Origin of the sequence: Streptomyces sp. NPDC046727, from assembly GCF_040645635.1 — a bacterium.
Classification (GTDB): Bacteria; Actinomycetota; Actinomycetes; order Streptomycetales; family Streptomycetaceae; genus Streptomyces.
In genome coordinates this window covers 82,440-102,857 of sequence record NZ_JBEYYR010000005.1, presented here as the reverse complement: position 1 = coordinate 102,857, position 20,418 = coordinate 82,440, and the positions used below count along the sequence as shown (strand labels likewise).

General features: G+C 73.6%; 9 protein-coding genes. 3 read left to right on the top strand and 6 right to left on the bottom strand.

Annotated elements, in window-relative coordinates; genetic code table 11:
• Positions 1-8: 8 nt before the first annotated feature.
• Both ABZ937_RS07875 and ABZ937_RS07870 read right to left on the bottom strand, forming a co-directional pair.
• Positions 9-1,586, bottom strand: coding sequence for a DUF4118 domain-containing protein (locus tag ABZ937_RS07875; RefSeq protein ID WP_361687194.1), 1,578 nt, complete (start codon positions 1,584-1,586; stop codon positions 9-11).
• Positions 1,587-1,649: 63 nt separating this feature from the next.
• Positions 1,650-2,057, bottom strand: coding sequence for an ATP-binding protein (locus ABZ937_RS07870; protein WP_361687191.1), 408 nt, complete (start codon positions 2,055-2,057; stop codon positions 1,650-1,652).
• 285 nt (positions 2,058-2,342) lie between these two features.
• Here ABZ937_RS07870 and ABZ937_RS07865 point away from each other — a divergent pair, with 285 nt between their 5' ends.
• Entirely contained in the window at positions 2,343-2,750 is a 408-nt protein-coding gene (locus ABZ937_RS07865; RefSeq protein WP_361687188.1) for a response regulator transcription factor, read from the top strand.
• Here the strand turns inward: ABZ937_RS07865 and ABZ937_RS07860 are convergent.
• The 3 genes from ABZ937_RS07860 to ABZ937_RS07850 all read right to left on the bottom strand — a co-directional run bounded on the left by ABZ937_RS07860 (position 2,728) and on the right by ABZ937_RS07850 (position 5,073).
• Positions 2,728-3,435: a response regulator transcription factor gene (locus tag ABZ937_RS07860; protein WP_361687185.1), complete on the bottom strand. Its 708-nt coding sequence runs from the start codon at positions 3,433-3,435 to the stop codon at positions 2,728-2,730. The two genes, ABZ937_RS07865 and ABZ937_RS07860, sit on opposite strands and share 23 nt — an antisense overlap.
• Positions 3,436-3,553: 118 nt before the next feature.
• Entirely contained in the window at positions 3,554-3,838 is a 285-nt protein-coding gene (locus ABZ937_RS07855; protein ID WP_361687182.1) for a hypothetical protein, read from the bottom strand.
• Between the two features lie 365 nt (positions 3,839-4,203).
• Positions 4,204-5,073, bottom strand: coding sequence for an alpha/beta hydrolase (locus ABZ937_RS07850; RefSeq protein ID WP_361687179.1), 870 nt, complete (start codon positions 5,071-5,073; stop codon positions 4,204-4,206).
• A gap of 396 nt (positions 5,074-5,469) precedes the next feature.
• On the opposite strand from ABZ937_RS07850, the gene ABZ937_RS07845 reads away from it, so the two are divergent.
• Entirely contained in the window at positions 5,470-6,264 is a 795-nt protein-coding gene (locus tag ABZ937_RS07845) for an SDR family oxidoreductase (RefSeq protein WP_361687176.1), read from the top strand.
• A gap of 646 nt (positions 6,265-6,910) precedes the next feature.
• Positions 6,911-9,697: an AAA family ATPase gene (locus tag ABZ937_RS07840; protein WP_361687173.1), complete on the top strand. Its 2,787-nt coding sequence runs from the start codon at positions 6,911-6,913 to the stop codon at positions 9,695-9,697.
• 131 nt (positions 9,698-9,828) lie between these two features.
• Here ABZ937_RS07840 and ABZ937_RS07835 read toward each other — a convergent pair whose 3' ends face one another.
• On the bottom strand, positions 9,829-20,346 hold the full coding sequence (locus ABZ937_RS07835) for an SDR family NAD(P)-dependent oxidoreductase (RefSeq protein WP_361687170.1): 10,518 nt from the start codon (positions 20,344-20,346) through the stop codon (positions 9,829-9,831).
• Positions 20,347-20,418 lie beyond the last annotated feature (72 nt).

The window sequence follows — 20,418 nt, the reverse complement described above, 5'->3', positions numbered from 1 at the left end:
CCTCGGGCTCACTGTCGTCCTCGGGTCGACTCCGTGTCGGTGTGGTGTCGGTCCGTGAGCGGCAGTTCGGCGCGCAGCGTGGTTCCCGCCGTGTGCGGACTGTCGAGGAAGACGCGGCCGCCGAGCGCCTCCACGCGGTCCTTGAGGCCGACGAGTCCGGTGCCGCGGCTGAAGTCGGCACCGCCGACACCGTCGTCGCGGACGGTCAGGCACAGTGTCTCGTCGCGCTGCTCGACCGTGACGGTGGCGGCCGAGGCGCGCGCGTGTTTGACCACGTTGGTCAGCGCCTCGGAGACGACGTAGTAGCCGCTCACCTGGACCTGTCCGGGCAGCTCCCCGTCGTCACGCACCACGAGATCGACCGGGAGGGGGCAGCGGCGGGCCAGCGCCTTGAGCGCGGCGACGAGCCCGCCCCTGGTGAGGATCGCGGGATGGATGCCCCGTGCCATCTCGCGCACCTCGTCCGACGCGTCCGTCAGCCCTGCGACCACCTGGTGGAGCCTGGCCCGGACTTCGTCCAGCCCGTTCGGCACCATCGCCTGCGTCGACCCCACGAGCAGGACCAGTGAGACCAGTCGTTGCTGGACGCCGTCGTGCAGGTCGCGTTCGATGCGCCGGCGCGTCTCGTCGGCCGCGTTGACGAGACGGGCGCGTGACGCGGTCAGCTCGGCACGGGCCTCGGCGTTCTCCACGGCGGTGGCGACCAGCGCGGTGAAGCGGGCGATCTGCTCCTCCGTCTTCGCCGGGAAGGGCTTGTCGCCCCTCGTCGAGGCGGCGATCGCGCCCCACAGGCGGCCGCCCACGATGACCGGGCAGCCGACAGACGAACGGATCCCCTTCGCGCGCGACTCCCGTGCGATGGCCCCCGTGGCGCCGGCGAAGCTCTCGATCCGTACCGGGCGCCCGCCGTCCCGGACGTCACGGGCGACGCTCAGCCCGTCCAGGTCGATCCGGGTGCCGACGGGCAGCGGGTCCGGTCCCCTGCTGCGGCTCCAGGCGGCGATGCCGGTGACGGTTCCGTCCGCCTCGTAACGCTCCATGCGGGCCACGTCCGCACCGCACAGCAGCCCGACCTCGCGGGTGACCGCCTCGAAGACCGCTGCCGGCGGCACCGACCGGGCGACCAGTTCCGCGACCCGGCGCAACGCGGACTGCTCTTCCATCAGCCGTTCCGCCGCCAGGGCCGCTCGCCGCAGCCGGTCCGCCAACTGCCCCACGACCACCGCCGTGAGGAAGAAGACGCCCAGGGCGAGGAGATCCTCGGCGCTGCCGATCCGCAGCGCGTGGAACGGCGGAATGAACAGGTAGCCGTAGACGAAGACGCACAGCACGGAGGTGAACAGCGCGAGTGCCGTCCCCCAGAACATGGCGACGGGAAGAACGACCAGCAGGTAGAGCAGCAGAGGGTGCACCGACGTGAGGTGCGGCTTGAGGAGCGCGATGACGCCGGTCATCGCAGCGACCATGATCACGCTGGCGAGAACTCGATTGGACCAGCGCAGAGCCGGCGAGCGGATCCGGCGCCGTGCCATCACATCGCTTCCCTGGCCGAGCGTGAACGGATACTGCCCTTCAAAGTGTGACATAGAGGGAAAATGCGGCCAATGCTGGGCTCGCATGGCCGCCGCCGCGCGGGTCGCGCCGATCGGTCACGTCGCGTAGGCGATGTCGGCCCAGTGGACGGCCTGCCCGGCTTCGTGGCGGTCTCCGTGGGCCGCGGTGATCCCGTCGATGATCAGCAGTCCGCGGCCGTGTTCGTCGTCGGGCAGACCCGCCGTCGTACCGTCGGCGGCGGGACCTCCGTCCGACACCTCGACGTACACGTGCCCGGTGGTGTGGTCACACCCCAGTCCCAGGCACAGCGGCGGCTGCGCGTGCCGTACGGCGTTGGCGACCAGCTCCGAGACGGCCAGCAGGACCGAGTCCGCCGCTTCGCCGGAGACCCCCCACCGGCTCAGCAGCCTCCGAGCGATCGTGCGGGCCTGCCCGGCGGCTTCCGGACAGTGCGCCAGGGTCCATGGACGTACCGACGTCGGCGTGCCGCGGTCGTCCAGCACGGCGACCACCTCCTCCAGCACCTCGGCCCGGCCCCGGGCTCGGGGTGCCGTGCGTGCCAGTGGCCCCCATGTTCGCCCGCGGCGCCCGTGCGCGTCTTCGAGGCCAGCGCCCAACGTCTCTACCGGACAGCGGGAACGGCCGGACTCCAGCTGGCAGCAGTGCGCGCGGGTCGGCTCCCGATGAGCCCGCGGTGGCACGGGGACGACGGGACGATCGCCCGGCGTATGCCTGCGAATACAGCTAGCAGGAATGCCGATCAGCTACCGCCCTGGGATTCTGGAGGCATGCTGCGCTGCCTGATCATCGACGACAGCCCCTACTTCCTGAGCGCCGCCCGTTGTCTGCTCGAACACCAGGGCGTCGCCGTCGTGGGCGTGGCGTCCGACTGCGCCCAGGCACTGCGGCTCGCCGAGCAGCTCAGTCCTGAGGTGGCCCTCGTGGACATCGACCTCGGTGGCGAGTGCGGCCTGGAGCTGGCCGGCCGGCTGCACCGCCAGTCCGGTGCGGCACACCTCCCGGTGATCTTGATTTCCAGCCATGCCGAGGAGGACTACGCCGACCTGATCGCGGCCAGCCCCGCGGTGGGGTACCTGTGCAAGACGGCACTGTCGGGCGACGCCATCCGGGCTCTGCTCGCCGGAACGGACGACCGTCACCCGGACGACCGGGTCAACGGGCCTCCAGGTAGGTGATCACCGCTCGGACACGGCGGTGGTCGTCATCGGTCTCCGGCAGGTCCAGCTTGGCCAGGATGCTGCGCACGTGCTTCTCCACCGTGCCTTCGGTCACCCACAGCCGACGGCCGATGCCGGCGTTGGACCGGCCCTCCGCCATCAGCTCCAGCACCTCGCGCTCCCGCGAGCTGAGCTCGGCCAGTGGATCGGACCTGTGCCGGGCCGACACCAGCTCCTGCACCAGCGCCGGATCCACGACCGACCCGCCTCTGGCGATCCGGTGCAGTGCCTCAAGGAACTCCTGGACGTCACCCACGCGGCTCTTGAGCAGGTAGCCGACGCTGTGGCCGCTGGCCAGCAGCTCCATCGCGTGCTCCACCTCGGCATGCGCCGACAGGACCAGGATGCCCACGGCGGGGAAGTCCTGCCGGATGGTGCGTGCCGCGTCCAGCCCCTCGGTGGTCTGCCCCGGCGGCATCCTGATGTCCACCACCACCAGTTCCGGTGTCGTCTGCCGGACCACGTCGAGCAACTGCGTCGCGTCGGCGGCCTGGCCCACCACCGCGCAGCCCGAGCGCTGCAGCAGGCTGGCCAGTCCTTCGCGCAGCAGGACGTCGTCGTCGGCAAGGACGACCCGCAGATCCGCCAAGGCCGGTCCGTCACCGCTGGGCCCGTCCCCGGTGCTGGGGGTTCCTGGCGTCATACCTCACATTGTCGGTGAGCGTCGTCGGCTGAGCACCCGGCAGAGTGGGGCCCGACGGCGCAGTGCGTCATCGCGGGCATGACTCCGGGCTGGTCGGCCACACCGACCAGCCCGGACTTCAGGACAGACAGTCCTCAGCCGTGGCCTCCGCCACCATGGCCTCCGCCACCGTGACCGCCGCCGCCGTGGCCTCCGCCACCGTGGTCTCCACCGCCGTGGCCTCCGCCACCGTGGTCTCCACCGCCGTGGTCTCCACCGCCGTTGTGGCCGCGACCGCCGTTGTGATCGCCGTGGTCGTCGTGGTCTCCGTTGCCGTGGTGTCCGTTGCGGTCGTGGTCGTGACCCCAGCCGTAGCCGTACCACCAGCCGCCGTCGTCGTCATCGTGGTCGTAGCGGCCGTCATGATCCCGGTCACCATGGTGGCTCGCGGAGACAGAACCGCTGTGTACGTCCGAGTGGACGGTGGCGGCACTGGCGGCACCGACCCCGGTGAATGCCAGGGCGACCGATGCGACGGGGACAGCAGCCAAGCGTACGATCCTGGACACATTGGTACTCATGACGTGTCCTTTCAGGAGGAAATGGGCTGGTCCACGGCGGAGGTTGGGGCTTCCATGCCTCCGCTGTCGGGAACCGGGTCGGCTTCCAGCCTTGCTCGGCGACCGGGACGTGTCTTTGCAGCCAGCGGTGGTTCTCGCCTACAGCTAGCAGGAATCGGGGAGTGTTCACGCGGTCGGCACCGGGTGCCGCACCTCCGCCCCCGGCACGTCAGTCGAGGACGCGGCCGAGGAAGTCGCGGATGTGCTCGGTGATGGGCTCCAGGTGGCTCTCCAGGGCGAAGTGGCCGGAGTCGAGCAGGTGGATCTCGGCGTCGGGCAGGTCGCGGCCGAACGCCCTGGCGCCCTCGGGGCCGAAGATCTCGTCGTTCGCTCCCCAGACCGCCAGCAGCGGAACCCGGGAGTCACGGAAGTACTGGTGGACCTGCGGGTAGAGATCCACGTTGGTGGGGTAGTCGCGGAAGAGCCTGAGCTGGATCTCGTCGTTTCCGGGGCGGTCCAGCAGGGCCTGGTCGTGGACCCAGTTGTCGGGGCTGACCAGGGTCGGGTCGGCGACTCCGTGGACGTACTGCCACCGGGTGATCTCGGGGGTCAGTGCGCCGCGCATCGAAGCCTCGGTGTCCGGGCCGGGGGCCTGGGCGTAGGCGAAGACGCCCTCCCAGAAGGGCTTGACGAAGCCTTCTTCGTACGCGTTGCCGTTCTGGGTGATGATCGCGGTGATCCGGTCCGGGGTCTTCAGGGCGAGCCGCCATCCGATGGGGGCGCCGTAGTCCTGGACGTACATCGCGAACCGGTCGATGCGCAGGTAGTCGAGCAGGCCGGCGGTGACCTCGGTGAGGGCCTCGAAGGTGTACGGGAACTCCCCCAGGGCGGGCATCGCGGACTGGCCGAAGCCGATGTGGTCCGGGGCGATCACGTGATACCGGTCGGCGAGCGCCGGGATCAGGTGGCGGAACATGTGCGAGCTGGTCGGGAAACCGTGGAGAAGAACGACGGCCGGCGCCTTCGGGTCGCCGGCCTCCCGGTAGAAGACCTGAAGTCCGTCGACGGTGGCGGTGCGGTGGTGGACTGCGGGAGCCATGCTTCTAACCCCTATCTCAACATTTTGCGGTTATACATCCAGTCGAGCACGCCTCGTCTAACTAGTCAAGTGTGTTTTGGTGGTTAGATAACGCCCCTGGGTGGCTCGGCCCCGCGCGCACGCCGCCCCCGGTAGACCGCCCGCATGAGGTCCGTGATGGCCCTGGTCACCCACACCCAGGTCACTCACCCCTCGAACCCCCCGAGCCCGACACCGTCCTCGTGTGCCGCGGCGAGCCGGCCGCCGAGACCGTCCTGCCGTGCGCACGGCACCCCGGGCGCGAAGAGCCCCGCCGAACGGCCGATCCGTTCGCGTCCTTCGGCGGATCCGCGGGCCAGGCGGTCACACTTGACAAACCGTGACATTCCGGCACGCAGGAAGGGAACCCGTCCGCCCATGCATCTCGACCTCACAGGACGCACCGCACTGGTCACCGGATCGACGCAGGGCATCGGGGCGGCCATCGCCGTCGCACTCGCCCGGGCCGGGGCCCGCGTGGGAATCAACGGCCGTGGCGAGCAGCGGGTGGCCGACAGCGTGGAGTCGCTGGCGAGGGACGCACCCGGAGCCGATCTGGTGCCGGTGGCCGCCGATGTGACCAGTCACGAGGGCGCGGCCCGGGTGACGGAAGTGCTGCCCGACGTGGACATCCTGGTCAACAACCTCGGCGTCTTCGGCGCCGCCGACCCGCTGGAGATCACCGACGAGGAGTGGCGGCGCTACTTCGAGGTGAACGTCCTCGCCGCCGTACGGCTGACCCGGCTGTATCTGCCGGGCATGACCGGGCGCGGCTGGGGGCGGATCCAGTACGTCGCCAGCGACTCGGCGGTCGTCATCCCCGCGGAGATGATCCATTACGGGATGTCGAAGACCGCGCTGCTGGCGGTGAGCCGCGGCTTCGCCAAGAAGGCGGCGGGCACCGGCGTGACGGTGAACTCCGTCATCGCGGGGCCCACGCACACCGGGGGCGTCGAGGACTTCGTATACGAACTCGTCGACCGGGACCTGCCCTGGGAGGAGGCGCAGCGCGCGTTCATGCGCCAGTACCGCCCGCAGTCGCTGCTGCGGCGGCTGATCGAGCCGGAGGAGATCGCCCACATGGTCGTCTACCTCAGCTCCGAGCAGGCATCCGCCACGACCGGCGGCGCCCTGCGGGTCGACGGCGGATACATCGACTCGATCCTTCCCTGACTGTCCGGGAAATGCACGTTGCCCGACCGGGCACCGGAAGCGCTTTCCCGTGACCGATGTCACGATTACCCGTGCCCGGTTCCTTTCTTTAACCATCCGGTAAATCACAGGACTGTAAAAGGACGTCTCGGTGGACGATCCGGAGAGTAGGCAAGGGTCATCACCAGGACGTAGTTGACAACGTTGACCTGGACAGATAGCGTCTCTGTCTGCTATGAGCATCTAAATCTCAATTCGGCACTCGACCAGCAAAGCCGTGGACGTCCCGAATCAAAGTCAGCCAGAAATTGGCCGAAACCATTCGGTCCAGGGATTCCGGACCCTCTCGCGGCTGTACCGGCGGCAGGAATCGGCACATCAATGCGTGGCAGCATTGGGGTCCGCCCGCGGTACGCGGCAAAAACGGGAGACCAGAGGATGCGACGCCTCTCTCGCGGTGCAGTCAGGGATCACACCGGCGGGCGAACGGACGTTTCGCCGCGGTCCAGAAGCCGTCCACCAGGGCCCGGACCGGCTCGGCGCGCCGCCTTTGCGGCGGCACCGTAGCGCTCACAAAATCTTCACGCACCGTTGCACGACGCCGCCTCGTCACGCGGGAAACGGGGCACCACCTCGCTTGGAAAAATGAATCTAGGGGGGACCCACAATGCACCTCTTCGGCCGTTCGAGAGAACTGCGGGCCCTGGGCGAAGCGTTCACCGAGAGCGCGCGGGGAAACGGCCGACTCGTGATCATCACGGGCGGTCCCGGATCCGGCAAGACCCAGCTTGTGCATGAATTCCTCACCACTCTGAACAGCACCGACGCGCGCATACTGACGGGTACGGCCTGCTCGACCGAACGAGATCAGCCACTGAGCCTCGTAGGGCAATTACTACGGAACGCGGAGGCGGAGTGCGCGATATCACACCACGCACCTCCGGCAGTGAACTCCGCGGCGGAAAATCGCCGTCCCACCGGGCACGGGAACAATGCCGTGCCCGTGCACGGCGGGCACCGGCCGGGCGAGGCGCTCCTGGACCTCGTCCGCGGTGAACGTCCCCTGGTCATCGCCGTGGACGACGCCCACGCGATGGACCGCGCCTCGCTGCACACGATCGTCCGTCTGCTGCACCGCAGCCGCTCCAGGCGGGTCCTCGTGGTGTGTGCCACCTCAGGGCATTTCGGCGAGATCCGCTCGCCCGCGCACACGGAACTCCTGCGCCAGCCGCACCGACGGGTGCGGCTGGCCCCGCTGTCGGAGGCCAGCGTCGGCGAACTCCTCGCCGCCCAGGCCGGACGGAGCCTGCCGGGGCACGTCCGCAGCGCCTACCACCGGGCCACCGCCGGGAGCCCCCTGCTGGTGCACGCCCTGCTGGACGACAGCACGCGCTTCGCGCCCGAGATCGACCGGCCCATCGCCGGCGCCGCCTACCGCCAGACCGTGCTGTCCCTGCTGCACCGCGGCGATCCGGGCCATGTCCGGGTGGCCCGGGTCCTGGCCGCGCTCGGCCCCCTGGCGGAGACCGTTCCCGTCGCGGAGCTGGCCGGCACCACTCCGGCCGGCGCGCAGGAGGCCGTCGACGTCCTCAACTCCTCCGGGTTGCTGGACGGTTACTCCTTCCGGCAGCCGACCGGCGCCGCGGCCGTCCTGGCGGACATGGACGCCGCCGCACGCACCGAGCTGCACAGCCGGATCGCCCACACGCTGTATCGTTCCGGCGCGCCCGCCGTCGAGGTGGCGCGTCACCTCCACCTCACGGACCTCGTCCCCGCCCGATGGGGCGCGGGAATCCTGCGCGCCGCCGCGGAGCAGGCGCTGGCCGCGGACGACGTGGAGCGCTGCACCGACTACCTCGGGCTGATCCTGCGCGACTGCGCCGACGAACGCGAACGCCACGCGCTGTCGGTGGCTCTCGCGCGCGCGGAGTGGCGCACCAACCCCGCCGCGGCCGGCCCGCACCTGGAACCGCTGCGCGAGGCCGCGCTGGAGGGCGACCTGAGCATGCGGGACACCGCCACGGTCCTGCGGTACATGCTGTGGCGGGGCGACACCGAGCTGGCCGCCCAGGCCGTGGCCACCCTCGTCCACCCGCAGTCGCCCGCCGACGCCCAGCTCGTCGCCGAGGTGGAGTTCGTACGGCAGTGGTTCTACGGCGTGGCGCTCCCCGGCAAGGGCGCCCCGGCCGCCGGTCTTGACCCGCGCCGCCGGCCGGTGCACACCGAGACCGGTGGACTGGCCGCCCGGGTGGCGGCGCTCATCGGCGGTGAGGCCACCGACGAGTCGGCGGCGGCCGTCGCCCAGGCCCTCCAGGGACACCAACTGGACCATCTGAACCTGGAGTTGGTCGCCATGTCCCTGCTGGCGATCGCCCACGCGGACCGGCCCGCGATCGCCGCCGACGCCTGCGACGCGCTGCTGGAGTGCGCCGTGGAACGCCGGGCGACGACATGGCAGGCCCTGCTCGGCAGCGTCCGGGCGGAGATCGCCCTGCTCCAGGGGGACGTGACCACCGCGGCGCGGGGCGCGCTCGCCTCGCTCGGCACACTGCGCGCCCAGAGCTGGGGGGTTCTCATCGGCCTCCCGCTGTCGACGGCGATCTCCGCGCACACCGCCCTGGGTTCCTACGCCGAGGCCGAGGAGCTGCTCAAGCACGATGTGCCCGAGCCGATGTTCCGTACCGTGTTCGGCATCCAGTACCTGCGGGCCCGTGGTCATCACTATCTCGCCACCGACCGCCCGTTCGCGGCGCTGGGCGACTTCGAGACCTGCGGCCGGCTGCTCCGGGAGGGCAACCCCAGCCTGCAGAAAGGGATCCCCTGGCGGTCGGACCTGGCCCTGGCCAACCTGCGGATCGGCAAGGCCCGCACGGCCCGGGAGTGGGCCGAGGAGCAGCTGCGGCTGCCCGGCGGCCACAGTTCCCGGGCGCGGGCCATGGCGCTGCGCCTGCTGGCCGCGACATGCAAGCCGCACCGCCGGGCCTCGCTGCTGCGCGAGTCGATCGACCTGCTCAAGACGTGCGGCGACCGCTACGCGCTGGCCCAGGCGTACGCCGACCTGTCCGCGGCGCACTACGAACTCGGCGAGTACGCCCGGGCCCGGCTGGTGGCGCGGCAGGCGGCACGGGAGGCCGAGGCCTGCCGTATCGAGTCGCCGGTCGACGCGCACCTGCTGGAGGATCCGGCACGGCCCGAGACCTCGGAGTCGGAGGGCGGCCCCGCCATCCTGAGCGACGCGGAGTGCCGGGTCGCCGGGCTGGCCGCGCTCGGATACACCAACCGGGAGATCAGCGCCCGTCTGCACGTCACGATCAGCACGGTGGAGCAGCACCTGACCCGGGTCTACCGCAAGCTGAACGTGGCCAGCCGTTCGGAGCTGCCGTCGAAGATGCTGGACCACCGCATCCCGAAGCTCTCGGACCGCTGGGCCGGCACCCACTCGTCCACGGGCTGACAGCGCTCCCCCTCTCTTTTTTGTGCGTGGTCTGAGAGCGCTCCCTCCCGTCGTCCGCGCGACGGAGCGCGGCCTCGCCGGTGACTCCACCGGTGGGGCCGCGCCCTGCCCGTCGCAGGGACACAGGGGGCTCAGCTGAAGCTGCCGAGTTCGTCGTCCAGGATGTCGAAGAGTTCGTCGGCGGAGGCGGTCTCCAGGCCCGTGTCGCCGGTGTGCCCGGGTCCGCTCTCCCGCCACTCCCCGGTGCCGTCCCACCGTGCGCTGAGGGTGCGCAGCCGGGCGGCCACCCGGGCCCGCTGCTCCTCATCCAGGGCGGCCGAGTCCAGCGCGGTACCCAGCACCGTCTCCAGGCGCACCACTTCGGCCTCGATGTCGACGAGGCCGGCGGAGGTGTCCCCGCCGAGTTCCTCGAAGAGGTGCCGGGCGAGGGCGTCGGAGGTGGGGTAGTCGAAGGTGAGGGTGGTGGACAGCCTGAGGCCGGTGTCGGCGCCGAGCCGGTTGCGCAGTTCCAGGGCGGCGAGCGAGTCCACGCCCAGGTCGCCCAGCGGGCGCCGGGGGTCGACGGCGCCGCCGGAACCGTGTCCGAGGACGTCGGCGACATGTCCGCACACGGTGTCCACCAGCAGCTGCAGGGCGTCGGCGGCGCTCAGCCCGGCCAGCCGCCGCGGCAGCGGCTCGGCGGACGCCGGCGCGGGGCCGGCCGCCGCCCGGGCGGTGCGGCGTACGGCCGCCGGGGCGAGGCCCCGTACCAGGGCGGGGGCGTCGTCGGTGACCTGGACGCGGACCGGCAGCAGCAGGGCCCGGTCGGCGGCCGGGGTGTCGTCCGCGGTGAGCGCCCGGTCGAACAGGGCCAGCGCCCGGTCGGCGGGCAGCGGCAGGATTCCGTCGCGGGCCAGCCGGCGCAGCTCGGTCTCGCCGAGCCCGGCCGCCATGCCCTCCCCCGTGTCCCACAGTCCCCAGCCCAGCGACAGCGCCGGCAGCCCCTCGGCTCGGCGCAGCGCTGCCAGGGCGTCCAGGAAGGCGTTCCCGGCGGCGTAGTTGGCCTGGCCCGCCGCGCCGAGGGTGCCCGCTGCGGAGGAGAACAGGACGAACGCGGCGAGGCCGAGGTCACGCGTCAGCTCGTGCAGATGCCAGGCGGCGTCGGTCTTGGGCCGCATCACCGCTTCCAGCCGCTGCGGGGTGAGGTCGGTGAGCAGCCCGTCGTCCAGGACACCCGCGGCGTGCACCACGGCGGTCAGCGGATGCTCGGCCGGCACCGACGCGAGCAGGGCGGTGAGCGCGTCCCGGTCGGTGACGTCGCACGCGGCGACGGTCACGGTCGCGCCGAGGGCGGCCAGGTCGTCCACGGCGGCGGGGTCGGGCAGGCGCCCGCCGCGGCCGGCCAGCAGCAGGTGGCGTACGCCGTGCCGGGTGACCAGGTGCCGGGCCAGCAGCCGGCCGAGGCTGCCGGTGCCGCCGGTGACGAGGACCGTGCCGTCGGGATCCACGGTGGTCGCCCTCGCCTGCTCCGTCTCGGCCGTCCTCGCCAGTTCCGGTACGTACACCGTGCCTGCCCGCAGGGCGAGTTCGGGTGCGCCGGTGGCGACGGCGGCGGGGAGGGCGGCGGCCGAGGCGGGGTCGTCGTCGGTGTCGACGAGCACGAACCGGCCGGGGTGCTCGACCGCCGCCGCCCGGACCATGCCCCAGACGACGGCCTGCGCCGGGTCGGGCGCGCGGTCGGCGTGGACGGCGACGGCGGACCGGGTCAGGACCACCACAGGCGCACCGTCCGGGGTGTCGGCGAGGTGCCGGCGGAGTGCCGTGAGGGCCTCCACGGCGGTCCGTCGGGCCAGCGTCGGCAGATCCGCGGCGGAGTCCTCCACGGTCACGGTGAGCGTGCGGGGCACGGGTCCGGAGCCGTCGGCGACGACCGGCAGGGCGGTCCACCGCACCCGGAACAGGTCCCCGGGCGCCGGCGTGGCCGCGTTCAGCTGCCCGGCGGTCACCTGGCGGATGCGCAGCGACGTCACCTCGGCGACGGGCGCGCCCGAGCCGTCGTACAGGCGGAGGGTCATGCGGTCGGTGCCGTGCGGGGTCAGGCGGAGCCGCACCGCCGTGGCCCCGGTCGCGTACAGGGTGACGCCCTCCCAGGAGAAGGGCAGCGTCATCACGGTCGGGTCCTGGCCGTCGAGCAGGTCGATGGCGTGCAGCGTGGCGTCGAGCAGCGCCGGGTGCAGTGCGAAGCCGTCGGCCGCGTCGGCGTCGGGCAGGGCGAGTTCGGCGCAGACCTCGTCGCCGAGCCGCCAGGCGGCGCGCAGGCAGCGGAACGACGGGCCGTAGTGGTAGCCCTGGCCGGCCAGGTGGTCGTAGGTGCCGGAGACGTCCACGGGTACGGCTCCCGTGGGCGGCCAGACGGTGTCGGCGGCCGGTTCGGGTGCGGTGTGCGGGGCGAGGACGCCGGTGGCGTGCCGGGTCCACTCGCCGTCCGCGCCCTCCGGGCGGGCGTGCACGGTCAGCTGCCGGCGCCCGTCGGCGTCGGGGGCCGCGGCGGCCGCCTGGAGGTGGACGGCGCCGTGCCGGGGCAGCACGAGGGGCCGTTCCAGGGTGAGCTCCTCCACCCGCGGGCAGTCGGTGCGGTCGCCTGCCTGGACGGCCAGTTCGACGAAGGCGCTGCCCGGGACGAGGACGACGCCCGCCACCGCGTGGTCCGCCAGCCAGGGGTGGGTGGTCAGGGAGAGGCGGCCGGTCAGGGCCACCCGGTCGGCGCCGGCCAGCTCCAGGGCGGCACCGAGCAGCGGGTGCCCGGTCGGCGCCTGGCCGAGACCGCCCGCGTCGGTAGCCGTGGCGGGCGCGTCGTTCAGCCAGAGCCGCGTGCGCTGGAAGGCGTAGGTCGGCAGGTCGGTGCGGCGGGCGCCGGTGCCGGCGAACGCGCGCTGCCAGTCGACGGTCAGACCGCGCACGTGCGCGGTGCCGAGCAGGGTCGCGAAGGTCCGCTCCTCGTCGCGGTCGCGGCGCAGCGCCGGGACGAACGCCGACTGCTCGGCGTCGGCGACGGCGTGTGCGCCCATGGCCGACAGGACGGCGTCGGGGCCGAGTTCGAGGAAGGTGCGCACGCCGTCGGCCTCCAGGGCCCGGACGCCGTCGCCGAAGCGGACGGCCTCGCGGACGTGCCGGACCCAGTACGCGGGGTCGCACAGCTCGTCCTCGCCGGCGCGCGCGCCGGTCACGTTGGAGACGACGGGGATCGCGGGCGGCGCGTACCGGAGTGCGCGGGCGGTCTTCTCGAACTCCGCCAGCATCGGGTCCATGAGCGGGGAGTGGAAGGCGTGGCCGACCCGCAGCCGCTTGGTACGGCGGCCGGGGAAGGCCTCGGCGACGGCTTCCACGGCGGCCTCGGTGCCGGAGACGACGACGGCGCGGGGCCCGTTGACGGCGGCCACGGACACCTCGGGGCCGAGGTACGGGAGCACCTCCTCCTCGGTGGCGTCCACGGCGAGCATCGCACCCCCGGCGGGCAGCGCCTGCATCAGCCGGCCGCGCGCGGCGACCAGCCGGGCGGCGTCCGCGAGGTCCCAGACGCCGGCGACGTGCGCGGCCGTCAGCTCGCCGATGGAGTGGCCGGCCAGCCAGTCCGCGCGGACCCCGTGGGACTCGAGCAGCCGGTACAGGGCGGTCTCCACGGCGAACAGGGCGCTCTGCGTGTACAGGGTCTGGTCGAGCAGGCCGGCCTCCTCGGTGCCGGGCTCGGCCCACATCACGTCCCGCAGCGGGCGGTCGAGGTGGGCGTCGAGCGCCTGGCAGGCCGCGTCCAGCGCCTGCCGGAAGGCGGGGTGGGCGGCGTACAGACCGCGGCCCATGCCGACGCGCTGGGCGCCCTGGCCGGTGAAGAGAAAGGCGGTCTTCCGTCCGGCGGGCCGGCCGCGGACCACGGTGTCGGCGGCGGTGCCGTCGGCCAGCGCGGTGAGTCCGGCCAGGAGTTCCTCCCGGTCACGGGCGACGAGCGCGGCCCGGTGGGTGAGGGCGGCACGGCCCGTGGCCAGGGAGCGGGCGAGGTCGGCCAGGGGCCGGTCGGCGACCGCGCGCAGCCGTGCGGCCTGGGCGGCCAGTGCCTCGGGGGTGGCGCCGGAGATCACGAGGGGCAGGAGCGGGGCCGGTTCCGCTGTCGGTGCGGGCTCCTCGGCGGGTGCCTCCTCGATGATCGTGTGCACGTTGGTGCCGCTGATCCCGAAGGACGACACACCGGCCCGGCGCGGACGGTCTCGCCGGGGCCACGGCTGATGCTCCGTCAGCAGGCTGACCCGGCCGGCGTCCCAGTCGACCTTCGTGGACGGCTGATCCACGTGCAGGGTCCGTGGCAGCACGCCGTGCCGCATCGCCATGACCATCTTGATGACGCCCGCGACCCCGGCGGCGGCCTGGGTGTGCCCGATGTTGGACTTGACCGAGCCCAGCCACAGCGGCTCCTCGCGGTCCTGGCCGTAGGTGGCCAGCAGGGCCTGCGCCTCGATCGGGTCGCCCAGCGTCGTACCGGTGCCGTGCGCCTCCACCGCGTCCACGTCCGCGGCCGACAGCCGGGCCGCCGCCAGCGCCTGCCGGATCACCCGCTGCTGCGACGGGCCGTTCGGTGCCGTCAGGCCGTTGGACGCACCGTCCTGGTTGACAGCGGAGCCACGGACCACGGCCAGCACCTCGTGACCGTTGCGCCGCGCGTCCGACAGCCGTTCCACCACGAGGATTCCGGCGCCCTCGGACAGGGCGGTGCCGTCCGCGGCGTCGGCGAAGGACTTGGCGTGGCCGTCACCGGCGAGGTTGCGCTGCCTGCTGAAGTCCACGAACGTGTCGACGGTCGACATCACGGACACACCGCCGGCCAGCGCCAGGGTGCACTCGCCCTGTCGCAGCGCCTGCGCGGCCAGGTGCAGCGCCACCAGGGACGACGAGCACGCCGTGTCGACGGTGAGGGTCGGACCCTCCAGGCCGAGGGCGTAGGCGACCCGGCCGGAGGCCACACTGCCGAGGCTGCCGTTGCCGAGGTAGTCGCGCACGGACTCGGGCACGCGCCGCAACCGGCTGCCGTAGTCGTGGTACATGACGCCCGCGAAGACGCCGGTACGGCTGCCGCGCACGGAGTGCGGGTCGATGCCGGCCCGCTCCAGCGCCTCCCAGGACGTCTCCAGCAGCAGCCGCTGCTGCGGGTCCATGGCCAGTGCCTCGCGCGGTCCGATGCCGAAGAAGTCGGGGTCGAAGTCGGCGGCGTCGTACAGGAATCCGCCCTGGCGGGTGCTGCAGTGGCCGGCCTTGCCGGGCTCGGGGTCGTACAGGCCGTCGAGGTCCCAGCCGCGGTCGGCCGGGAAGGCGCCGATGCCGTCACCGCCGTCGGCCAGCAGCCGCCACAGCTCCTCGGGCGTGCTGACGCCGCCGGGGTAGCGGCAGGCCATGGCGACGATGGCGACCGGCTCGTCGTCGGGTCCCGGCACGGCGCTCTCGGCGGCGTCCTCGGCAAGCGCTCCGAAGAGTTCCGTCCTCAGGTGGCCCACGAGCGCGCCCGCGTCGGGGTGGTCGAAGACGAGGGTGGCGGGCAGGCGCAGGCCCACCGCGTTGCCGAGGCGGTTGCGCAGTTCCACCGCGGTCAGCGAGTCGAAGCCCACCTCGCGGAACGAGCGGCGCGGGTCCAGGGTCATGTCGCTGCCGTGTCCGAGCACGGCGGCGACATGGGTGCGGACCAGTTCCATGAGGGCCGCGTCGCGTTCGGCGGGGCCGAGGGCGGCCAGCCGGTCGGCGAGCGACCCGGAGTCGGTGCGGGAGGCCGCGGTGCGGCGGGCGCGTGCGGGGACCAGGCCGCGCAGCACGGCCGGGACGTCGGTGGCGCGGCGCAGCACGGCCAGGTCGAGACCGACCGGGAGCAGCAGTGACTCGTCGGTGGCCAGGGCGGCGTCGAGCAGGCGCAGGCCCTGCTCGGTGGGGAGGGGGCGGACCCCTGCGCGGGCCATGCGCTCCACGTCGGCGTCGGTGAGGTGCGCGGTCAGTCCCGTGCGCTGCTCCCAGAAGCCCCAGGCCAGGGAGTGCGCGGGCAGGCCGTGGTGCCTGCGGTGGGCGGCCAGCGCGTCGAGGAAGGCGTTGGCGGCGGCGTAGCCGGACTGCCCGGCGCCGTCGACCGTGCCGGCGGCGGAGGAGAACAGGACGAACGCGGCGAGGCCGAGGTCACGCGTCAGCTCGTGCAGATGCCAGCCGGCGTCGGCCTTGGGCCGCAGTACGGCGGCCAGGCGCTCGGGCGTCTGGTCGGTCAGCAGCCCGTCGTCGAGTACGCCGGCGAGGTGGACGACGGCGGTCAGCGGATGAGCGGGCGGCATCTCGGCGATGAGTGCGGCCAGTTGCTCGCGGTCGGCGGCGTCGCAGCGGGCCACGGCGATGTCCGCGTCGACGTCGGCGAAGTCGTCGGCGGCGGTGCCGCTTCGCCCGGCCAGCACCAGGCGGCGCACGCCGTGCTCGGCGACCAGGTGCCGGGCGACCAGGGCGCCCAGGACGCCGGTGCCGCCGGTGATCAGGACGGTGCCGTCCGGATCGAGGGACGGTATCCGTCCCTCGGGGGTGGCGCGGGCGAGCCGGGGGACGTGCAGCGTGCCGTCGCGCAGGGCGAGTTGGGGCTCGTCGCTCACCGCGGCGGCGGCCACGGCGGCGTCGGCGTCCGCGGCGGAGTCCATGGCGGCTTCGGCATCCGCTACGCAGTCCACGAGCACGAACCGCCCGGGATGCTCGCCCTGCGCGGCCCGGACCAGTCCCCACACGGCGGCGCCCGCCAGGTCGGTGACGTCCTCCTCCCCCACGGCCACGGCGCCCCGCGTGAGGACCAACAGCCGTGCGGCGGCGGTGCGTTCGTCGGCCAGCCAGTCCTGTACGGCGGTCAGGACCCGCTCGGTCGCCCGGCGGGCGCCGGTGACCGGGTCGTCGCCGCCGGCCCGCAGCACCACCCAGCCGGGCACGGCCTCCAGCGCGGCCAGGCCCTGCTCGTCCAGCACGGCGTACGCGGGTGCGGGCGTCTCGGGCACGGGCAGCGCCGGCCAGTCCAGGCGGTACAGGTCGTCCACGCGGGCGGTCGACGCGAGCGCGGCCGGGTCGACCGGCCGGGACACCAGGGCCTCGACCTCGGCGACCGGGGCGCCCGTGGCGTCGGCCAGCTGGACCGACAGCGTCTCGCCGCCGTGCAGCCGGATCCGCAGCGCGGTGGCGCCGGCCGCGTACAGCGAGACCCCGGTCCAGGCGAACGGCAGCCGGGCGGTGTCCTCGCCGTCGGTGCCGAGGCCGTCGGCGTGCAGCGCGGCGTCGAACAGGGCCGGGTGCAGGGCGAAGGAGTCGGCCTCCACGGGCAGTTCGACCTCGGCGAAGGTCTCGTCGCCGCGCCGCCAGACCGCGCGCAGCCCCTGGAAGGCGGGCCCGTAGTCGTAGCCGAGTCGGGCCAGCCGGGCGTAGGCGTCCTCGGCCGGTACGGGCTCAGCGCCCCGGGGCGGCCAGGCCGTGAGGTCGAAGGCGGGCGCGGCGGTCTGCGGGGCGAGCAGGCCGGTGGCGTGCAGGGTCCAGGCCGTGTCGTCGGCGTCCTCGGGGCGGGAGTGGACGGTCAGCGCCCGGTGTCCGGAGTCGTCGGCGGCGGTCACGTGCAGCTGCAGCCGGCTCGCGCCCCGGCCGGGCAGCACCAGCGGTGCCTGGAGGGTGAGTTCGGCGAGGTGTCCGCAGCCGAGGTCGTGGCCCGCACCGAGCGCCAGCTCCACGAGGGCGGTGCCGGGCAGCAGGGTGGTGCCGGACACGGCGTGGTCGGCCAGCCAGGGGGCGGTGGCCGTGGAGAGACGGCCGGTGAACAGGGTGCCGCCCTCGGCGACCTGGACGGCGGCGCCGAGCAGGGGGTGGCCGGTGCTCTGGAGTCCGGCGGCGGTGACGTCGCCGGCGCCGGCGGAGCGGCCGAGCCAGTACCGCTCGCGCTGGAAGGCGTAGGTGGGCAGGTCGGCGGGGCGTACCGGCATGCCGTGGAACACGGCCGACCAGTCGACGGGGACGCCGGCGACGAAGGCCTCGCCCAGGGCGGCCAGGACGCGCTCGGGGCCGCCGTCGTCGCGGCGCAGCGAGCCGAGGCCGGTGACGTCGGCGCCCGCGGCGTCGGCGGTCTCCTCGATGCTGTGCAGCAGCACGGGGTGCGGGCTGCACTCCACGAACACCCCGTACCCGGCGTCGAGCAGGGTGCGGGTGGTCGGCTCGAAGAGCACGCTCTGCCGCAGGTTGGTGAACCAGTAGCCGGCGTCCAGACCGGTGGTGTCGAGCCGGGCGCCGGTGACGGTGGAGTAGAACGGCACCTCGGCGGGCCGGGCCCGAACGCCCGCCAGGTCGGCGAGCAGCCGTTCCCGGATCGACTCGACGTGCGCGGAGTGCGAGGCGTAGTCCACGGGGAGCCGCTTGGCGCGGTCGCCGCCGGCCACGATCGTCTCGCGGAGTTCGTCGAGGGCGTCGGCGTCGCCGGACAGCACCACGGAGGAGGCCCCGTTGACGGCGGCGACCGAGACGCGGCCGTCGTAGCGGGCGACGAGGTCGCGGACCCGGGCCTCGGGCAGGGCCACCGACATCATGCCGCCGCGGCCGGAGAGTTCGCGGGCGATGGCCTGGCTGCGCAGGGCGACGACGCGGGCGCCGTCGGCGAGGGAGAGGGCACCGGCCACGCAGGCGGCGGCGATCTCGCCCTGGGAGTGGCCGATGACGGCCGCGGGCCGGACCCCGTGCGCGCGCCACACCTCGGCGAGCGACACCATGATCGCCCAGAGCACGGGCTGGACGACGTCCACGCGTTCCAGCGGCTCACGCGCCCGTACGGTCTCGATGAGATCCCAGTCGGTGACGGGCGCGAGGGCGGCGGCGCAGTCGGCCATGGTGGCGGCGAACACGGGTGAGGTGTCGAGCAGGTCGGCGGCCATGCCGGCCCACTGGGAGCCCTGGCCGGGGAAGACGAAGGCGATGCGGGACTCCCCCGCGGGCCTGCCGCGCACCACGTTCGGCGCGGCGTTGCCCTCGGCGAGTGCGGCCAGGCCCGCGGTGAGGGCGGGCAGGTCGGCGCCGGTGACGACCGCCCGCTCGTCCAGCGCGGCCCGCCCGGTGGCGAGCGTGAGGGCGACGTCGGGCACGGGATCGGTGCCGGCGGTGAGGTGGCCGAGGAGGCGGCGGGCCTGCGCGGCGAGGCCCTGCTCGCCGCTGCCGGACAGCACCAGCGGGAGCGGCCCGGTCCAGGAGGGCTCCGCCGCCCGGGCCTCGGGCTCGGGGGCGGCCTCGACGATGACGTGGGCGTTGGTGCCGCTGATGCCGAAGGAGGACACGGCGGCGCGGCGGGCCTCGCCGTCGGCGGGCCAGTCACGGGCCTCGCCGAGCAGTTCGACGGCGCCCGCCTCCCAGTCGACCTGGGAGGTGGGCCGTTCGGCGTGCAGGGTCTTGGGCAGCCGGCCGTGCCGCATGGCCATCACCATCTTGATGACGCCGGCGACGCCGGCCGCGGCCTGGGTGTGCCCGATGTTCGACTTGACCGAGCCGAGCCACAGCGGCTCCTCGCGGTCCTGGCCGTAGGTGGCGAGCAGGGCCTGGGCCTCGATCGGGTCGCCGAGCGGAGTGCCGGTGCCGTGCGCCTCGACGGCGTGCACCTGGCGGGGTTCCAGGCGGGCGTCGGCGAGGGCGGCGCGGATGACCCGCTGCTGGGAGGGGCCGTTGGGGGCGGTGAGGCCGTTGGAGGCGCCGTCCTGGTTGACGGCCGTGCCGCGCACCACGGCGAGCACGCGGTGGCCGTTGCGGCGGGCGTCGCCGAGCCGTTCCAGCAGGAGCAGGCCGGCGCCCTCGCCCCAGCCGGTGCCGTCCGCGCCCTCGGCGAAGGACTTGCAGCGGCCGTCCAGCGCGAGACCTCGCTGGCGGGAGAAGTCGATGAAGGTGTCGGGGGTGGACATCACCGTCACACCGCCCGCGAGGGCCAGGTCGCACCCGCCGGTGCGCAGCGCCTGCACCGCGAGGTGCAGGGCGACGAGCGAGGAGGAGCAGGCGGTGTCGACGGTGACGGCGGGCCCCTCCAGGCCGAGGACGTAGGAGACGCGCCCGGAGGCGACGCTGCCCAGGTTGCCGTTGCCGAGGTAGCCCTCCACGCCTTCGGGCACCTCGGTGAGCCAGCTGCCGTAGTCGTGGTACATGACGCCCGCGTAGACGCCGGTGCGGCTGCCCTTGAGGGTGTGCGGGTCGATGCCGGCGCGTTCGAAGGCTTCCCAGGCGGTCTCCAGCAGCAGCCGCTGCTGCGGGTCCATGGCGATGGCCTCGCGCGGGCTGATGCCGAAGAAGCCGGGGTCGAACCGCGGCGCGTCGTACAGGAACCCGCCCTCGCGCACATGGGTCCTGCCGGGGGCGTCGGGGTCGGGGTCGTAGATGCCCTCGACGTCCCAGCCGCGGTCGGCGGGGAAGTCGCCCACGGCGTCCGTCCCGGAGTCGACCAGCTGCCACAGCTGCTCGGGCGTGCTGACGCCGCCGGGGTAGCGGCAGCTCATGCCGACGATCGCGACGGGCTCCTGCGCCGCCTCGGTGATCTCGGCGTGTCGCCGGCGCAGCCGCTCGTTCTCGAGCAATGACTCGCGCAGCGCCTCGACGATCTGCTCGACGGATGTGTCCACGGTCGGTGTCGCTCCCTGCTGGCTCGGCGGCGCTGGTGACGCGGTGGAGGGTGCGCCGGGGGACGGGGGCCC